The following is a 13,552-nucleotide window of genomic DNA, read 5'->3' on the forward strand; positions in this document are numbered from 1 at the left end:
GTCGTCAGCGGTTGGTGGAGAGCACGACGTCGTCGACGTAGGTGATCCCGGTGGCGGCCTGCGAGTCGCGGTACTGGCCGATCTTCAGGTAGGACCCGGAGTCCATCATCGTGCGGCCGTACTGCCAGCCGGCGCGCTGCACCCCGTCGACCCACGCCTCGGCGCCGCCGGTGGCCGGGTCGTTGGACATCACGAAGTGCACGTTGACGTCGAACCACTCGCCGAGCTGGAACTCGCCGGCGGGCACCAGGACCTGGCTCTTGCCCTCCATGCCGACGCGGAACAGCAGGTCGTTGTCGTCGGACAGGCCGAGGGTGATGGCGGGGGAGGAGATCCCGGTGTGCCACTGGGTCAGGATGTAGAACCGGCCGTTCTGCTCCTGCTGCATGGACGGGTCGACCATGAGCCGCTGCTGGAACCAGCCCTCGAACCCCTCGGTGAGGGCGGTGGCCGACCTGTCGGCGGAGGAGGGGGACAGCTCGGAGCGCTCTCCGCCCGCGGACCGGTCGCCCTGGCGCAGCTCGAACCGGGCGACCCGGTTCCCGTCGATGGTGGGGAAGGTCGTGCGGGTGGGCGAGCCCTCGGCCGCCCACCCGGGGCACAGGCTGGACGACGCCGCGGTCTCGTGGTTCTGGACGTGCACCCACACGCCGCAGTCCAGGCCGCGCTCGAAGTCGTCGGACCAGAGCACGGTGTTCCCGGCGGGCCCACGGCCACCGGTGGCCGGCTGCGGTTCGACGGTCGGCTCCGGCGCTGGCTCGGGGGTCGGCTCTGGTGTCGGCTCGGGAGTCGGTGTCGGTGTCGGCTCCGGCTCCGGTGTCGCGGTGGGTGTGGCGATGGGCGCCGGAGACGACGTGGCGGGAGGCGGCTCCTCCACGGGTGCGCTGGTGGTGGGCGCGGGCGACTCGGTGGCCTTGGGCTTCTTGTTGGCTTGGCCGCGCGAGGCCGCGGTGGTGACCTGGACGTCGGACTCAGCGCTGCTGACGGCGGTCGGACGTTCCTCGCGGGCGGCGTTCGCGACGGTGGAGCCGGTGAGCAGGGTGGCCAGCGCGAGCGTGCCGGCGACGGCAGCCCGGCGGGTGGGGGAGAGCGACATCGGGGGGTCCTGTTCAGGCGTGGAGGCGAGCCACGCCCGGACGGGTGGCGATAGAGGTATCGGCTGGGTCCGGGAGGAAACGGAGCCCCCGTCGGGGTGAGACGGTGACGGGCGCGGGACCGTTCGGTGCCGGTCCACACCGATGACGGGGGTCGGGCGCCATGTCGGCAAGCTGGGGCGGCCCGTGCTCGCCGAGGAGCATCACGAGCAGCAGGAACGGCATGTCGTCCCACACCTGAGGAGCGCGCCATGAAGCACACCAACTCGATCGAGATCGCCCTGCCGCGGGAGGGCGTGGCCCAGCTGCTCGCCGACCCGGCACACTTCCCGAAGTGGCTGCGGGGCCTGGTGCTGCACGAACCGCTGAGTGGGACACACGGGCAGCTCGGGACCACGTCGCGGGTCGTGATGCAGTCGGGTCAGCGGGAGATCGAGGTCACCGAGACGATCACACGCCGGGATCCGGCAGACCTGCACGGGATCCCCGAGGGGATCGTCGTCCACTTCGGCCGCGAGATCGTCGGCGCGGGAATGTGGAGCGTCGTGCGCGATCGGCTGACCGAAGCCGATCCAAGGACGACGCTCTGGGAGAGCGAGAGCGAGTACCGGTTCAGCGGTCTGCTGATGCGACTGGTCGGGCTGCTCATGCCCGGCTCTTTCCGCAAGCAGTCGCAACAGCACATGCAGGACTTCAAGGAGTTCGCCGAACGGGGCAAGGACGTCCGCGAAGGGCAGAACTGATCTGCCGCAGTCAGCAACGAAGACCTTCGACGGCGTTCAGCGGCTGCTCGGCGCGCCCGGTCACGGGATCCCGTACCCGCGTACTGCCTGGTGGTGGGGCGGGTGGGGCTCGAACCCACGACCCAGGGATTATGAGTCGCCCGGCCGGCCGTGCAGGCCCGTCCAGATCGGTGCGAGATCCCCGCCGTTCCGGGCTTCCTGCGGCCCGGGCCGTCCAGGATCGTCCGGTGCTGTGCGCGCTTGGTGCTACCGCTGCTGCTACCACTGGCGGCCAGCGGGCCGGTTCTGTCGGTACCCCGGTCTACCGTCGCCCGCCGTGCCTGACCTGACCGCTGAAGAGCTCTCCGTCCTCGACTTCGAGGACCAGTGGTGGCGACACCGGGGGGCGAAGGACGAGGCGATCGAACGGCTCTTCGGTACGACTCCCGTGCGTCACTACCAGCGCGTCACTGCCCTGCTCGATCGTCCCGAGGCGCTCGCCGCCCGGCCCGTCGTCGTTGGCCGGCTTCGGCGCCTGCGCGAGCGGCGGCGTCGCTCGATCGGGTCTAGGTAGGGCAGTAGAGGCACGGGCGGGGAAGCGGCCGGTACCGTCCGGCCATCACGCACGGGGGAGAACGCATGAAGCGCACAGCAGTGACCTTGACCGCCGTCGGTCTGCTTGGCCTGGCCGGCTGCGGCTCCGGCGAGGACGAGGAGAGCGTCGCCGAGGCCAGTTCGGCGCCGGCCACCACGTCCACGGCGGCGGCCACGTCCAGTACGCCCAGGTCGACCGCATCGTCGACACCCACCCCGGCCTCCACGTCGGCGCTTTCGCCGGAAGCTGAACAGGCGCTCGTGCGGACGATCTTCGGACAGGTGTTCACCAACAACCAGGAGGCCCTGTCCAACGAGTTGGTCAAGTCCAACTCGTTGGTCGAGGCGCAGACGGAGTTCCGGTTCGACCCGGAGGCGCTCAGCCTTGTGCTGGGCGTGACGTCGACGTACAGCACCGACACTTACGTGCCCGAGCTGGCCTACGACCTGGCGGCGGGGTTCGCCCCAGTGTTCTGGGGGCCGGAGGGCACGGATTCGGTGCGGCCGGAGTCGTTGCCGTCGTTCTCGACGACGGTGGATGCGCTGACGTACGTGTGTGATGGGCCGACGATGGTGGCCCTGCAGGACCGCGAGCTGAGCCAGGAGATGTTCGTCGAGCGCTGCTCCGTCTGACCGCGCGAACGCACGAAGGCCCCGCCCGCCAGCTGGATGCTGACGGACGGGGCTCCGTTGTGTCGGTGGCGCTGCAGCGGCCGGCTACCGGACCGCGGGGCGGGATGACGTAGCCGGGTGGCGGGTGACCTCGCCGACGGGGCCAGCCTGCCGAACGACTGGGCTTGAGCGAGGACAGTGTCCACAGGCAGCAGCCCTGTCCACAGCCACAGACCCTGTCGCCCAACCCGCGCGCGGGGCGACGACACGACCCCCGTGGTACAGACTCCCCGAGCATGAGCAAGTTCCGCGTGACGGTGCAGGTCGACATCGAGATCGACGAGACGGACGAGCAGACGAAGGCCACTGCCGCAGAAGCCATCCACGCACTGCGGCAGCAGTACGAGGGTCGTGATGTCCAGAACGTCTCTTCGCGAGGCGAGTCCCCAGAGGTGGCCATCCACGGGCTGGTGCAGCATCCGCCGGTCGTTGCGACCGGCCTGGTGCTCGGTGCCGTCTTCCGCGGGGTGCAGTCGACGCCCTGCGGCATCTTGCTGGAGAACCTGCACGCCGAGAGCGAGCCGAGAAGCTGAACGGTCGCCCTGCCGGCTCGTAGCGCCCCCTTCGGGTCAGGCCAGAGCTGTGACCGCGAAGTCGTCGTAGGCGTTGCCGGTCCCGTTGCCGGCGGCCCACAGGCCGTGTCGCGTGGCGGTCTGGTTGAACGTCGAGGTGACCGGCGTCTGGGCGGTGCCGTTGACGTAGGGGGTGATGGTGGACCCGGACAGTTCGACCCGCAGCGTCGCGGGAAGTCCGGGGGTGGTCGCGGCGATGGAGGCCAGCTGGGAGCCGCCGCCGTTCTCGATGCGGAACAGCTCGTAGTTGTTGGCCGCGTTGCCGCCGTACCGCAGGAGCAGGTAGTTCTCGGCGTCGGTCATGCGGAAGCAGATGCCGGACTCACCCGCGCCGAGGGTGACGGTCGCCTCGACCGCGCAGTCCGCGACACCAGCCTCCACCGTCGCGTGCCGGAACTGACCGGTCGCCGATCCGGTGCCGAGGTACTCGGCGGCGTTGGCGTCAATGCCCCAGTCGCCCTTGGTGGTCCAGGCTCCACCGGTCGGTGCGCTGCCGAGGGACGCCGAATTGGCGCGGGTGAAGTCGTCCTCGGCGTAGATGGTCGGCCCGGTCGGCTCAGGCTCGGGCTCCGGTTCGACCGGCGGTGCGGTGGACGTGGTGGTGGCCGTTGCCAGGTAGCCCTCGACGAGGGAGTCCGCGACCCACTCCATCCCAGCGCCGGAGGGGTGGATCTGGTCGTACATGAGTCCCTCGGTCGCAGTGAAGGTCCGGGAGCGGCGTCCGAACACCTTGTCCTGGGAGTTCCAGACCGCGCAGCGCTCCCACCGGTTGGTGAGCTGTAGGTAGGCGTTGCGCATCGTGTTGCTGTACTGCTGGGCCTGCGCGCTGGTGATGGATCCGTCGCCGCCGTCGGTGCAGATCGAGTTCGGGATTCGCAGGATCAGGTCGACGTTGGGCAGGTCGGCCCGGATGGCGTCGATCTCGGTGATCATCCGGGACACGAGGGTGCTCGTGGTGGCCCCGAAGCGGACGTCGTTGATGCCCATGCTGTAGACGATCAGGTCGGGGCTGAAGGTGGTGACCGGTCCGCCGACCGTCGCCTCAGCCCAGTAGCCCTCCGAGGTGTGCCCGGCGATGCCGAACATCTCGACGTTGGCGGCGACGACTCCGGCCAGGGCGCCGCTGGTCGCGGCGTGGACGTTGACGAGCTGCGTCTTGAGCTGCCCGATCTCCTGGAAGCCGGGGTCGGACGTGGAGTCCCCGAGGAAGGCCACCTTCGCGGTCTCGGGGGCGGTGCCGAGCTTGGCCGCCCAGTTCGGCAGAGCGGCGGCGACCGTGCCACCGCTGCTGATCGGCTGACCGTTGACCGTCGGCGCGCTGGCGAAGTCGACGTCGCCCAGGTTGAGCGTGGCGGCGTTCTGCACAGCGGCAACAGCGTCCGCATCGCTGTAGCCGGTCGACGCGGACGGGTCCAGTACGGACTGGTTGCCCTCAGCTTCCACGATCAGCGTCTGGGACTGGGGGTCCTGCTCGCCCCGGTGGTACAGGTCCTGGTTGTAGTAGCTGTTCGGCGGGACGTCGCCGGACATCCACTCGCCGGTGCCCCAGAAGGTGACGCCGATCCCGGCGGCGTTGAGGAGGTCCAGGGCGAGCTGCCCGAGGGCGTTCCACTCGGCGGTGGACTCGTCGTTGGGCCAGCCCATCTCGCCGATGAACCCGCGCTGGTTGTGGGTGCTCAGCCAGGTGATGAAGTTGTTGGCGTCGGCGGTGACGCGCTGGGTGATGCCACCGGACCAGCCGGCGTCGATGTCCTTCTGGTTCTCCCCGGCGTACGTCTTGCCGTTCTCGTAGGTACCCGACCGGTCGGAGTCGAGGTACATGTGCGCTTCGTAGACGATGTTGTTGGCGGGGTCGGTGATCCAGGGGTCGCCGTTGTTCTGCTGCCAGCCCCAGACGCCGCTCCAGGCGTCTCCGGCGACGAAGATGGGGCGGGTGTCGCCGGTGTCCCGGATGGCGGTGACGGCTGCCTGACTGTGGGTCTTCCAGGTGTCGGTGCCGGGCAGGTCGTGGGGTTCGTTCATGAGGCCGTAGGCGGCGGCTGCGGGCTGGTTGGCGAACTCGGTGGCGAGGCGGGACCACACGTCAGCGAACTGGGCGGGGGTGATGCCGGCGCCCATGACCACCTGAGTGTCGTCGGCCAGCCAGCGGCGCCCGTAGTTCTTCATGTCCAGCAGCACGAGCAGCCCGGAGTTGGCGGCGCGCTGCACGGCGTCCTTGAGCTCGGCGAGCTTGGTGGCGTCCAGGGCGCCGCCCATGACGGGCTGCACGCGCTCCCACAGGAAGTCGATGCGCACGATGGTGTGGCCGCGGGAGGCGATGTAGTCGTAGAACGCCTGCGAGTTGAAGTGGTAGTCGGTCTCGACGGTGCCGGGGACGCGGGTCGCGTCTTCGGGTGAGCCGCCACCACCGGCGGTGTTGACGCCGCGCAGGTAGGTGTAGTCGTCGAAGGTGAGGGCGCCGGTAGGCGTGGATCCGAAGGGGACGCCGTTGACGGTGGGCGCCGCGCGGAAGTCGACGGTGCCTAGCGACAGGGAGGTGGCGGCCTCGACGGCGCCTACGGCCGCCGCGTCGGTGTAGGCGGCCGGGATGGCGAGCCCGTCGACGACCGCCTTGACCCCGGCGGGCGTGACCGCGCGGCTCGTGTCGGTGCCGGTCGTCGTCTCGGTGTTGGTGGCAAGCTCGACGATGCCCTTGGTCGTGGTCGAGGCGTCCGACACCGCCGCGCCGCCGTCCGTGCCGATCGGCACGCCGGCCACCGTGGGCGCCTGGGTGAAGTCCCACGCTCCCGTCGGGGCGACGGTCGCCTCGGTCTCGACCGCTGCGACAGAGGCCGCCTTCAGCGCCGTTCCGGTGTCGGTGGCGTCGTCAGCGACGAGCGCGGCGATGCCAGCGTCGTCCAGACCGCTTCCGGCCTCGCCGATCTTCGCGTAGCGGGCGTCTCCGAGCGCGGGGGTGAGGTACTTGGCGGTCGGGGCCGGCGTGACCCCGTCGACCAGGAGCCACCCGACCGCCGCGTGGTCGTCGACCGACGCCACGGACACCGAGGCGCGGGCGTTCCCGAGCTGCGGGTGGTACATGAGCACGAACTGCGACACGGGATGCTCCTAGGTCAGACGGAATGGGCCGTCCACCCGGGTGGGTGTCGGCTCCTGTGAGCGGTGGGCTAGGCCGGTGTCACGTGCTCGGTGATCTCCCGGTCCATGACGGCACCGAACTGGCCGTCGCGGTAGTGGTCCTCGCCCGCGACCAGGTGCAGCTGAGTGGTGAACCCGGCGGCGGTGTACCAGTCGTAACCGGCCTTCACGCCGTAGATCGACGCCTGGTCGGTCCACGCGGGGTCCTGGTCGCCGGTGTCCCACACGTAGGGCACCGCGGCCTTGTGGGCCGCGGTGTGCTGAGCGGTGACCTTCGGGGAGCCGCCGTAGGAGATGGCGACCGCAACACCGTCGTCCATGATCTGCGAGGCGTGCGCGGGGCCGAAGAACTCGGTGAGCCACTGCGCGCCGCTGCTGTAGCCGCCGAGCACGACCCGGGTCAGGTCGATGTTGTACAGCTCGTAGGTGCGGTCGATGATGGACCGGGACCACGCGATCTTCTGCGCGACCGTGGTGCCGTCGTTGGAGTTCATGTACCAGCCGACGCCGCCACCGTCGGGGAGTTCGTCGCCGGGGGCCATCGGGGTGACGAGCAGCAGGTTGTGCTTCTTCGCCACCGCGACCAGACCGTTCGCCCCGGCGAGCAGGTAGCTCGAGGTCGGGTTGTTCAGCCCGAACTCTCCGGACCCGTCGCAGTAGACCAGCAGGCCGACCGGGCGCGTCCAGTCCAGGCCCGCGGCGAACACGTGCCCGGTGGAGGCGGTTCCTGCGGCGTCGGTGTGGGTCACGAACATCTGGTCGGAGAACGAGCCACCCGCGCCACCCGTGGTCGTAGTCGTCGTCGGCTCCGTGATGACCGGATCACCCACGTATCCGGGGGACACGTAGCCGACCCCGACCGACCCGGCGGGCACAAAGTCACCGGCCGGCGGGATGCCGTTGTTGATGACCCCACTGGTCTGCGGGCGGGTCGGCCACGTCGCCTGGCCGGAGCCGTTGATGACTGCCGCATTGGTCGAGTTGGTGATGCCGGGCCACACGGACTGCCCGAACGGTCGGGTGCCGCGCGGCCGGATCCACACCTGGTCGAAGACGATGGGCTGGAGCTCGGCGGGCTCCATCCAGAAGTAGTAGCCGCCACCGTCAGTCGGGGTCAGGTCGTTGCCGATCAGGTTGACCCGCCGCAGCGTGACCTTGTCGATGACGAAGGTGTTGGTGAGCTCGAACTTGATGCCCTGGTAGTTGCTCGAGCCGGTGAGCTTGTCGAACCGCAGCTCCTTGACGCCCAGCCACGTCTGGAAGATGTCGGCGTGGTTGCCGGTCTGGGTGCCACGGAAGTCGGCGGCCCGCACGTTCTGGATCTGCACGATCGTGTTCGGCCCGTTGACGGTGATCGCGTCGGCCTCGGTGCCCACGCCGCTGCGACCGTTGCCGTCCAGGAGCACGCCCTCGATGTGCAGGATGCCGCTGATGTTGGTGGCGTAGATGCACCGCTGGTCGACCCCGCCGAGCTGGGAGACGGGCTGAGCCTTGATGTGGCCGCCCATGATGACGACGTTGCGGAACCCGGACACGGTGATGGGTGCGGCGACCGTGCTGGGCAGGATGATCCGCACGTCGCCGGAACCGCTGATGGTGGTGAGCGACGTGGATGCGGTGACGGTGCGGGTCGGGTAGGTCTCCCACCCGGACGGCGGCGCCCAGGTGAGCTGCTCGGGGGAGGGCGTCGGGTTGGTCGGCTGGGTGGGGGTGCTGGTGTCGGCGCCCCACACCTGCGTTGAGCCCAGCCACACGGAGAGCACCGGCGTGGAGCCGATGTAGATGCCGACGATCTGTGCGAGCCCCAGGTGCAGGTTCTGCACGTCGGCGCCGGTGGGATCGGTCGGGTCCGGCTCCGGCTGCGGGTCCGGGGCGGCGGAGGCGAAGGTGACGGACTCGGTGATCCGCGCCGTGGAGGGAGCGGAGAAGCCGGTGAAGTTGTAGGTGACGGCGGTGTCGGTGAAGGCGATGTCCAGCTGCCCGTACTGCTGGGCGGTGACACCGGTACCCGGGTAGGGGCCGGCGGTGTAGGGCCCGCCCTTGTGGCTGGTGGAGTTGTAGAGGGGCGCGGCCTGGAAGACGGGCACGTTCCCGGGGGACGTGGAGCCGTCGTTGGCGGCGAGGGCGTGCATGTCCCCGGCGATGATGGCTGCGGGGGTGCCGCAGTTCTTGATCCGGGACGCGATCTCGTTGCGCTCGACGGGGGTCCCCAGCCAGCCGTCTTCGCCCGCGTCGAGTCCACCGGCCCACACGGATCCCTGGACGATGACGATCGCCCGGTCGGGGCAGTTGTCGAGCTCGTTGTACAGCCACGCCTTCTGGGTGGCGCCGAGGACCGTGGAGCCGGGGGTGGCGAAGGAGCGGGTGTCGAGCAGGATGTAGCGGACGCCCTTCCAGGAGAACGCCTCGTAGCAGCCGCGCCCGGTCGGGAGGCTGCCGGTGGCGAACATCTCCCGGTGCATGGCGTTCCAGTTCGTCCACCCGGTCGGGGTGGAGGAGTAGGTGCCGTCGTTGGTGTGCGCGTCGTGGTCATCGGGGACGTAGCCGAAGATCGGCGTGTTGCGCAGCAGGTTCCGCAGATCAGCGGCACGCACCTGGGTGCGGACGGACCCACGGAAGGACTCGACGGTCTGCGAGGCGCCGTCGCGGTAGTACAGGTCGCCGGTGATGAACGCGAGGTCGGCGCCCCGGGTCGCCATGCCCACCGTGGCCGAGGAACTCGACCCGTTGAGGCAGGACCCGAACACGAGTCGGTGGTCCATTGAGTTGACGGAGCCGGTCGAGAACGTGCCGACCTGCCCGGTCCAGGTGACGACACCGTTGGAGTCGGCCAGCCCGAGCCGGTAGAAGTAGTCCGTCAGCGGCGCCAGCCCGGAGACCTCAGGGTGTGCCCAGCCGACACCGCCGCGCACGACAGCACTGCTGGCCGAGCCAGTCACGAGACCGGTGGTGAAGCTGGTGTCGGTCGCGGCCTGGATGCGGACGCTGGTGGTGTTGCCGCACTCGACGGCCGCGGAGAAGCGGGTAGGGGTGGCGCGCCCGTTGATGGCGTGCAGGAGTGATGGGGTGAGCGCCGTGCCGCCACCGCTGGTGGCGGTCACCGTGGCGGTGACGTCGTCGCTGCTGGTGCCGACCGCGTTGGTGGCGGAGTACCGGACGACGTACGTCCCGGTCGTGACCACCTGGAACGAGAGGGTCGCCGAGTTGCCGATGACCTGACCGGCGCCGATCGGTCCGGACAGGATCGTCCAAGAGCGGGCGGTGATCTCGGAGCCGTTGTCGTTCTCTGTGGCGGTGCGGGAGAACGTCTCACCGGACACAAGGGTCGTGTCGGCACCGGCGTTGACGGTGGGCGCGGCGGGGCCGGTGGGTGCGTCGGAGGCAGCGCGAAGGGCCACCGCGACCCCGGCCATCGGCAGGGACGCGGTGCAGGTGAAGGTGCGGGTGGGGGTGGAGCCGGCGGTGGGCTGGGAGGTGGCGAAGATGAACCCGCGCCGGCCGGTCGCGGTCGCGTCGTCGTCCTTGCCGACGAGGGCGACCCCGGCGGGTGGGGTGAGGGTGCGGGTCGCCCCGGTGGACTGCACGCCGAGGCCGTAGAGGATGACGGTGCTGGCGGTGACCGTGCTCAGCGCGGGGGCGGTGATGGTGGTGGCGGCGCCGCCGGTGACGAAGCTGATCCCGGCCGCGTCGAGCGGGTTGGTCGGGTCGATGCCGGAGACGCGCGCAATCTGCACGGAGTGACCGCCCAAGGGCAGGCCGCTGAACGTGTAGGAGGCGGGCTCGGAGGTGGTGGCCTGCCGGATGAACAGGGCGACGGAGACGGTGCCCTCGAAGCTGGTGGCGATCCGCGTCCAGCCGGTCTGGGTGGGGATGGCGGAGGCCATCTCGGCGGACACCTGGGCGAGCAGGTGCTCACCAGCAGCGGTGCCGCCAGGGACGAGGCCGGTGACGGAGTTGCCGGCGTTCTCGGCGGTGGTCGGGGAGCCCTGGAGTGCGATGGCCATCCGGTCAGCCCTGGATCACGTAGAGGGTGGCGGCGTCCTTCGTGGCGAGGGCGTCGTAGTTGGCCTGGCTGATCTTGCGGATGTTGAGGATGCCGTCGCCGATGACGTTGCCGCCGCCGAGCGCGGACGGGGGAACAGCCCACACGCCGTCGCCCCGGTAGAAGGTCGTGTTGTTGCGCGTGCCGGAGCCCTGGAGGGCGGTGGGCCCGTGGGTGTGGTTCGCGTCGGCCTTGCCGAGGGACGCAGCTGCGGCGGACTCGGCGGCGGACTGCGCTGCCTGCGCGGCCTGCTGTGCGTCGATGGCAGCCGTCAGGGACTCGTTCGACACGGCCGGCAGCAGCACCGACCCGAAGTCGAGGATGCCGTCGGGGATGTCGGCCTTGAACGCCTGGTGCGCGCCCTTCGGCCCGACGACGATGTTGGGCAGCGCGGACCCGTTGAGGTCGTAGACGGGGACGGTGGCGCCGCCGGCGACGACGCGCAGCACCCCGGTGGCGCCGATCGCGAAGTCCCCGGTGGACTCCACGAGGACGGCCGAGGGGGAGAAAGTGAAGTCGGGCATGGGGGAGCTCCTCAGCAGGCGGTAGCGAGGCGGTCAGCGGTTCGATCGGGCGCCTGCAGGGGCGCCGGCGAGCACGGCTCAGGAGGCCGGCTTCTGCTCGTTGGGCACCCGGTAGATACCGAGGACGGTGGCGAGCGCCAGGACGCCGGTCACGATGGCCTCGGTCTGGTCGTCGAGTACACCGGCGGCGACGAGGGTCGCCCCGAAGCCCAGGCCGGCGACGATGGCCTTGCGGACCCGCGCGAGGCGGGGCGGCCGCGGTGCGGCGTGGTCGGGCTCGCCCGGGGTCTGGGGTGCGATCTGGTACGACGGCACTGCGGGCTCCTCTGAGGCGGTCACGGTGGGGCGCGGCGGCATGGGCAGGTAGTCGCGGAACAGCGGCCCCTGAGCGGTCACGGCTTGGGCTCGTCGAGCTCGTACGTGGACGGGTGTGGGGTCAGCGCCGGCGGATCCGGCAGCTTGGCGACGTCCCCGCCGGCCAGCGCGGTGTGGAGCACGAGGGAGTCCCAGCGGCGGTGCTCGGCGTCGCACATCTCCCGGGCCCGCCGGTACCGGCGCCCAGACTCGCGCTCATCGCGGAGCTCCTTCTCGACGGCGTCGAGCTTCTTCTCCAGCCGGTTGATCCAGTCCTCGACGGACTCATCGACGCGGGAGCCGACGCGGTCTCGGAGCTTCACCAGCAGCACGATCAGCAGCACCATCACGGCGACGCCGGGACCGAACTGGGTGAACAGGGCGACGGTCTCAGTCCCCACGGGGTGGCTTCACCTTCCTCGGCCGCGGGCCGACGTAGAGGCCCACGCACACCAGGTGAATGGCGGCCGCAGCCAGCGGCGGCATCACCACCCCGAGCCCCCGACCACTGCCCCCCACGGCGTCAGCGAGGGCCAGCACGTAGGAGACGTGCACCCCGGCGCCGAAGACGTGGGAGATGAGGACCGGCCAGCGGGAGTGGACGACGGCGTTGAGGGCGACCACACCCAGGACAGAGGCGATGGCCAAGGCTGCGAACAACCCGCCCCACACGGCGAACCCGGCGACCTCCACCCCGCGGGTGATGCCGTCCGATGACACCGACCGGGTCAGGTAGTCCTGTGCCCGGCCGGCGGCCCCGATGACGAGGGACAGGGTCAGCCCGGGCGCCACCCACGAAGGGGCTGGCACTGGGAAGGTGCGGGCGAACCAGCTGATCTCGTGGCCGCCGTGCAGGGTCACCTCAGGAGACGGGCCCGGTGACGGGGTTGCCGTCACGGGCGCGGCGGTCCTGCTCGTCGGTGACTGCCGTCGCCACCGCAGCCAGGTCGGCGTCGGAGAGGGTGGCGGTGGCCTTCGTGAGCAGCGGTGCCAGCGAGACGGCCAGCGCCTCCTCGTCGATATCGGCGCCCGGCCGGCCCACGAGCTCCTGCACCATGTTGATCAGGGCCACGGTGTGCACGTACACGTCGCCGAGGACCCCGCGGGCCTCACGCGGCTGCCCGCTGTTCCGCTCGATGATCAGCGGGTTGCCGTTCAGGTCGTCCCAGACGGCGATCGGGCCGCGCCGGACGAAGTTCAGCAGCTCGGCCTTCTCGCTGTCGCTCATGGTGGCCATGAAGTCCTCCTCGAGGTCGCCGGCCAGGGCGGCACGGCAGTGGGTGATGAACTCGTCGAACGGGAACAGGTTGGGAGCGGCGACGCCGGGGTCGCTGCGTCGATCGGGGTCGCGGTCGCCGTGGAAGCAGAAGCCGGACATGCCCGCGTCGGACTGGGCCTTGGTGATGTGGCGCAGCTCGGTGGTCGGGTAGCCGTGGGCGCGGCGCCACGCCTGCTGGGCGGCGAACGCACAGGCGCCGTTGCGGAGGAACGCGGCCCGCTTCTCCGGGGTCATGCGCCGCCAGTCGGAGGTGGCGCAGGCGAAGGAGATCGACAGCGCCCAGTTGTTGGACCCGGTGCCGTCATGGAACGCGCCCGACTCGTACGGGACGAGGTTGACCACCGAGTCGGAGTCCACGAGGTCGTGGTAGCTCCCGGCGGTGCTGCGGGTGCGGATGAACTCGGCGACGTTCTCCGCGCCGGTGTCCGGACCCACCGAGTCCATGATCGATTCGGAGGTGTGCAGGACGGTGCAGCCGGTGAGCGGTTTGTTGCGGGTGGCGTAGAACTGCCGGACCTTCGGCGGGTTCGCGATGAGGTAGGCCGTCATCGGTTGCCTCCTGGG

The 13,552-nt window shown here is 70.3% G+C and carries 12 protein-coding genes; 4 read left to right on the plus strand and 8 right to left on the minus strand.

The annotated features are described in order from the left end of the window. Window positions 1-4 precede the first annotated feature (4 nt). Window positions 5-1,096: a heparin lyase I family protein gene (locus tag O2V61_RS06740; protein WP_269182532.1), complete on the minus strand. Its 1,092-nt coding sequence runs from the start codon at window positions 1,094-1,096 to the stop codon at window positions 5-7. Between the two features lie 249 nt (window positions 1,097-1,345). Between O2V61_RS06740 and O2V61_RS06745 the strand changes: the two genes are divergently transcribed. The 4 genes from O2V61_RS06745 to O2V61_RS06760 all read left to right on the plus strand — a co-directional run bounded on the left by O2V61_RS06745 (window position 1,346) and on the right by O2V61_RS06760 (window position 3,615). After that, window positions 1,346-1,837 carry an SRPBCC family protein gene (locus O2V61_RS06745; protein WP_269182533.1) on the plus strand — a complete coding sequence of 164 codons (492 nt, stop codon included), beginning with the start codon at window positions 1,346-1,348 and terminating at the stop codon, window positions 1,835-1,837. A gap of 316 nt (window positions 1,838-2,153) precedes the next feature. Then, on the plus strand, window positions 2,154-2,390 hold the full coding sequence (locus tag O2V61_RS06750) for a DUF3263 domain-containing protein (RefSeq protein WP_269182534.1): 237 nt from the start codon (window positions 2,154-2,156) through the stop codon (window positions 2,388-2,390). Window positions 2,391-2,455: 65 nt separating this feature from the next. Continuing rightward, entirely contained in the window at window positions 2,456-3,043 is a 588-nt protein-coding gene (locus O2V61_RS06755; protein WP_269182535.1) for a hypothetical protein, read from the plus strand. A gap of 275 nt (window positions 3,044-3,318) precedes the next feature. Further along, entirely contained in the window at window positions 3,319-3,615 is a 297-nt protein-coding gene (locus tag O2V61_RS06760) for a hypothetical protein (RefSeq protein WP_269182536.1), read from the plus strand. Between the two features lie 36 nt (window positions 3,616-3,651). On the opposite strand, the gene O2V61_RS06765 is transcribed toward O2V61_RS06760, so the two are convergent. The 7 genes from O2V61_RS06765 to O2V61_RS06795 form a co-directional block, all read right to left on the minus strand. Next, on the minus strand, window positions 3,652-6,750 hold the full coding sequence (locus tag O2V61_RS06765; RefSeq protein WP_269182537.1) for a cellulase family glycosylhydrolase: 3,099 nt from the start codon (window positions 6,748-6,750) through the stop codon (window positions 3,652-3,654). Between the two features lie 68 nt (window positions 6,751-6,818). Then, window positions 6,819-10,793, minus strand: a complete 3,975-nt coding sequence (locus O2V61_RS06770) for an alkaline phosphatase D family protein (protein WP_269182538.1) — start codon at window positions 10,791-10,793, stop codon at window positions 6,819-6,821. Between the two features lie 4 nt (window positions 10,794-10,797). Beyond that, complete coding sequence (locus O2V61_RS06775) at window positions 10,798-11,355, minus strand: phage upper tail fiber protein (RefSeq protein WP_269182539.1); 558 nt, start codon at window positions 11,353-11,355, stop codon at window positions 10,798-10,800. A 78-nt stretch (window positions 11,356-11,433) separates the two neighbouring features. Beyond that, window positions 11,434-11,751 carry a hypothetical protein gene (locus O2V61_RS06780; RefSeq protein ID WP_269182540.1) on the minus strand — a complete coding sequence of 106 codons (318 nt, stop codon included), beginning with the start codon at window positions 11,749-11,751 and terminating at the stop codon, window positions 11,434-11,436. Further along, on the minus strand, window positions 11,748-12,110 hold the full coding sequence (locus tag O2V61_RS06785) for a hypothetical protein (RefSeq protein WP_269182541.1): 363 nt from the start codon (window positions 12,108-12,110) through the stop codon (window positions 11,748-11,750). Before O2V61_RS06785 ends, O2V61_RS06780 begins: the two co-directional genes overlap by 4 nt. After that, complete coding sequence (locus O2V61_RS06790) at window positions 12,100-12,570, minus strand: hypothetical protein (protein ID WP_269182542.1); 471 nt, start codon at window positions 12,568-12,570, stop codon at window positions 12,100-12,102. Before O2V61_RS06790 ends, O2V61_RS06785 begins: the two co-directional genes overlap by 11 nt. Before the next feature lies 1 nt (window position 12,571). Next, window positions 12,572-13,537, minus strand: a complete 966-nt coding sequence (locus O2V61_RS06795) for a hypothetical protein (protein ID WP_269182543.1) — start codon at window positions 13,535-13,537, stop codon at window positions 12,572-12,574. Window positions 13,538-13,552: the final 15 nt, after the last annotated feature.

It is taken from the genome of Modestobacter sp. VKM Ac-2985, from assembly GCF_026967925.1.
In the GTDB taxonomy this organism is placed as follows: domain Bacteria; phylum Actinomycetota; class Actinomycetes; order Mycobacteriales; family Geodermatophilaceae; genus Modestobacter.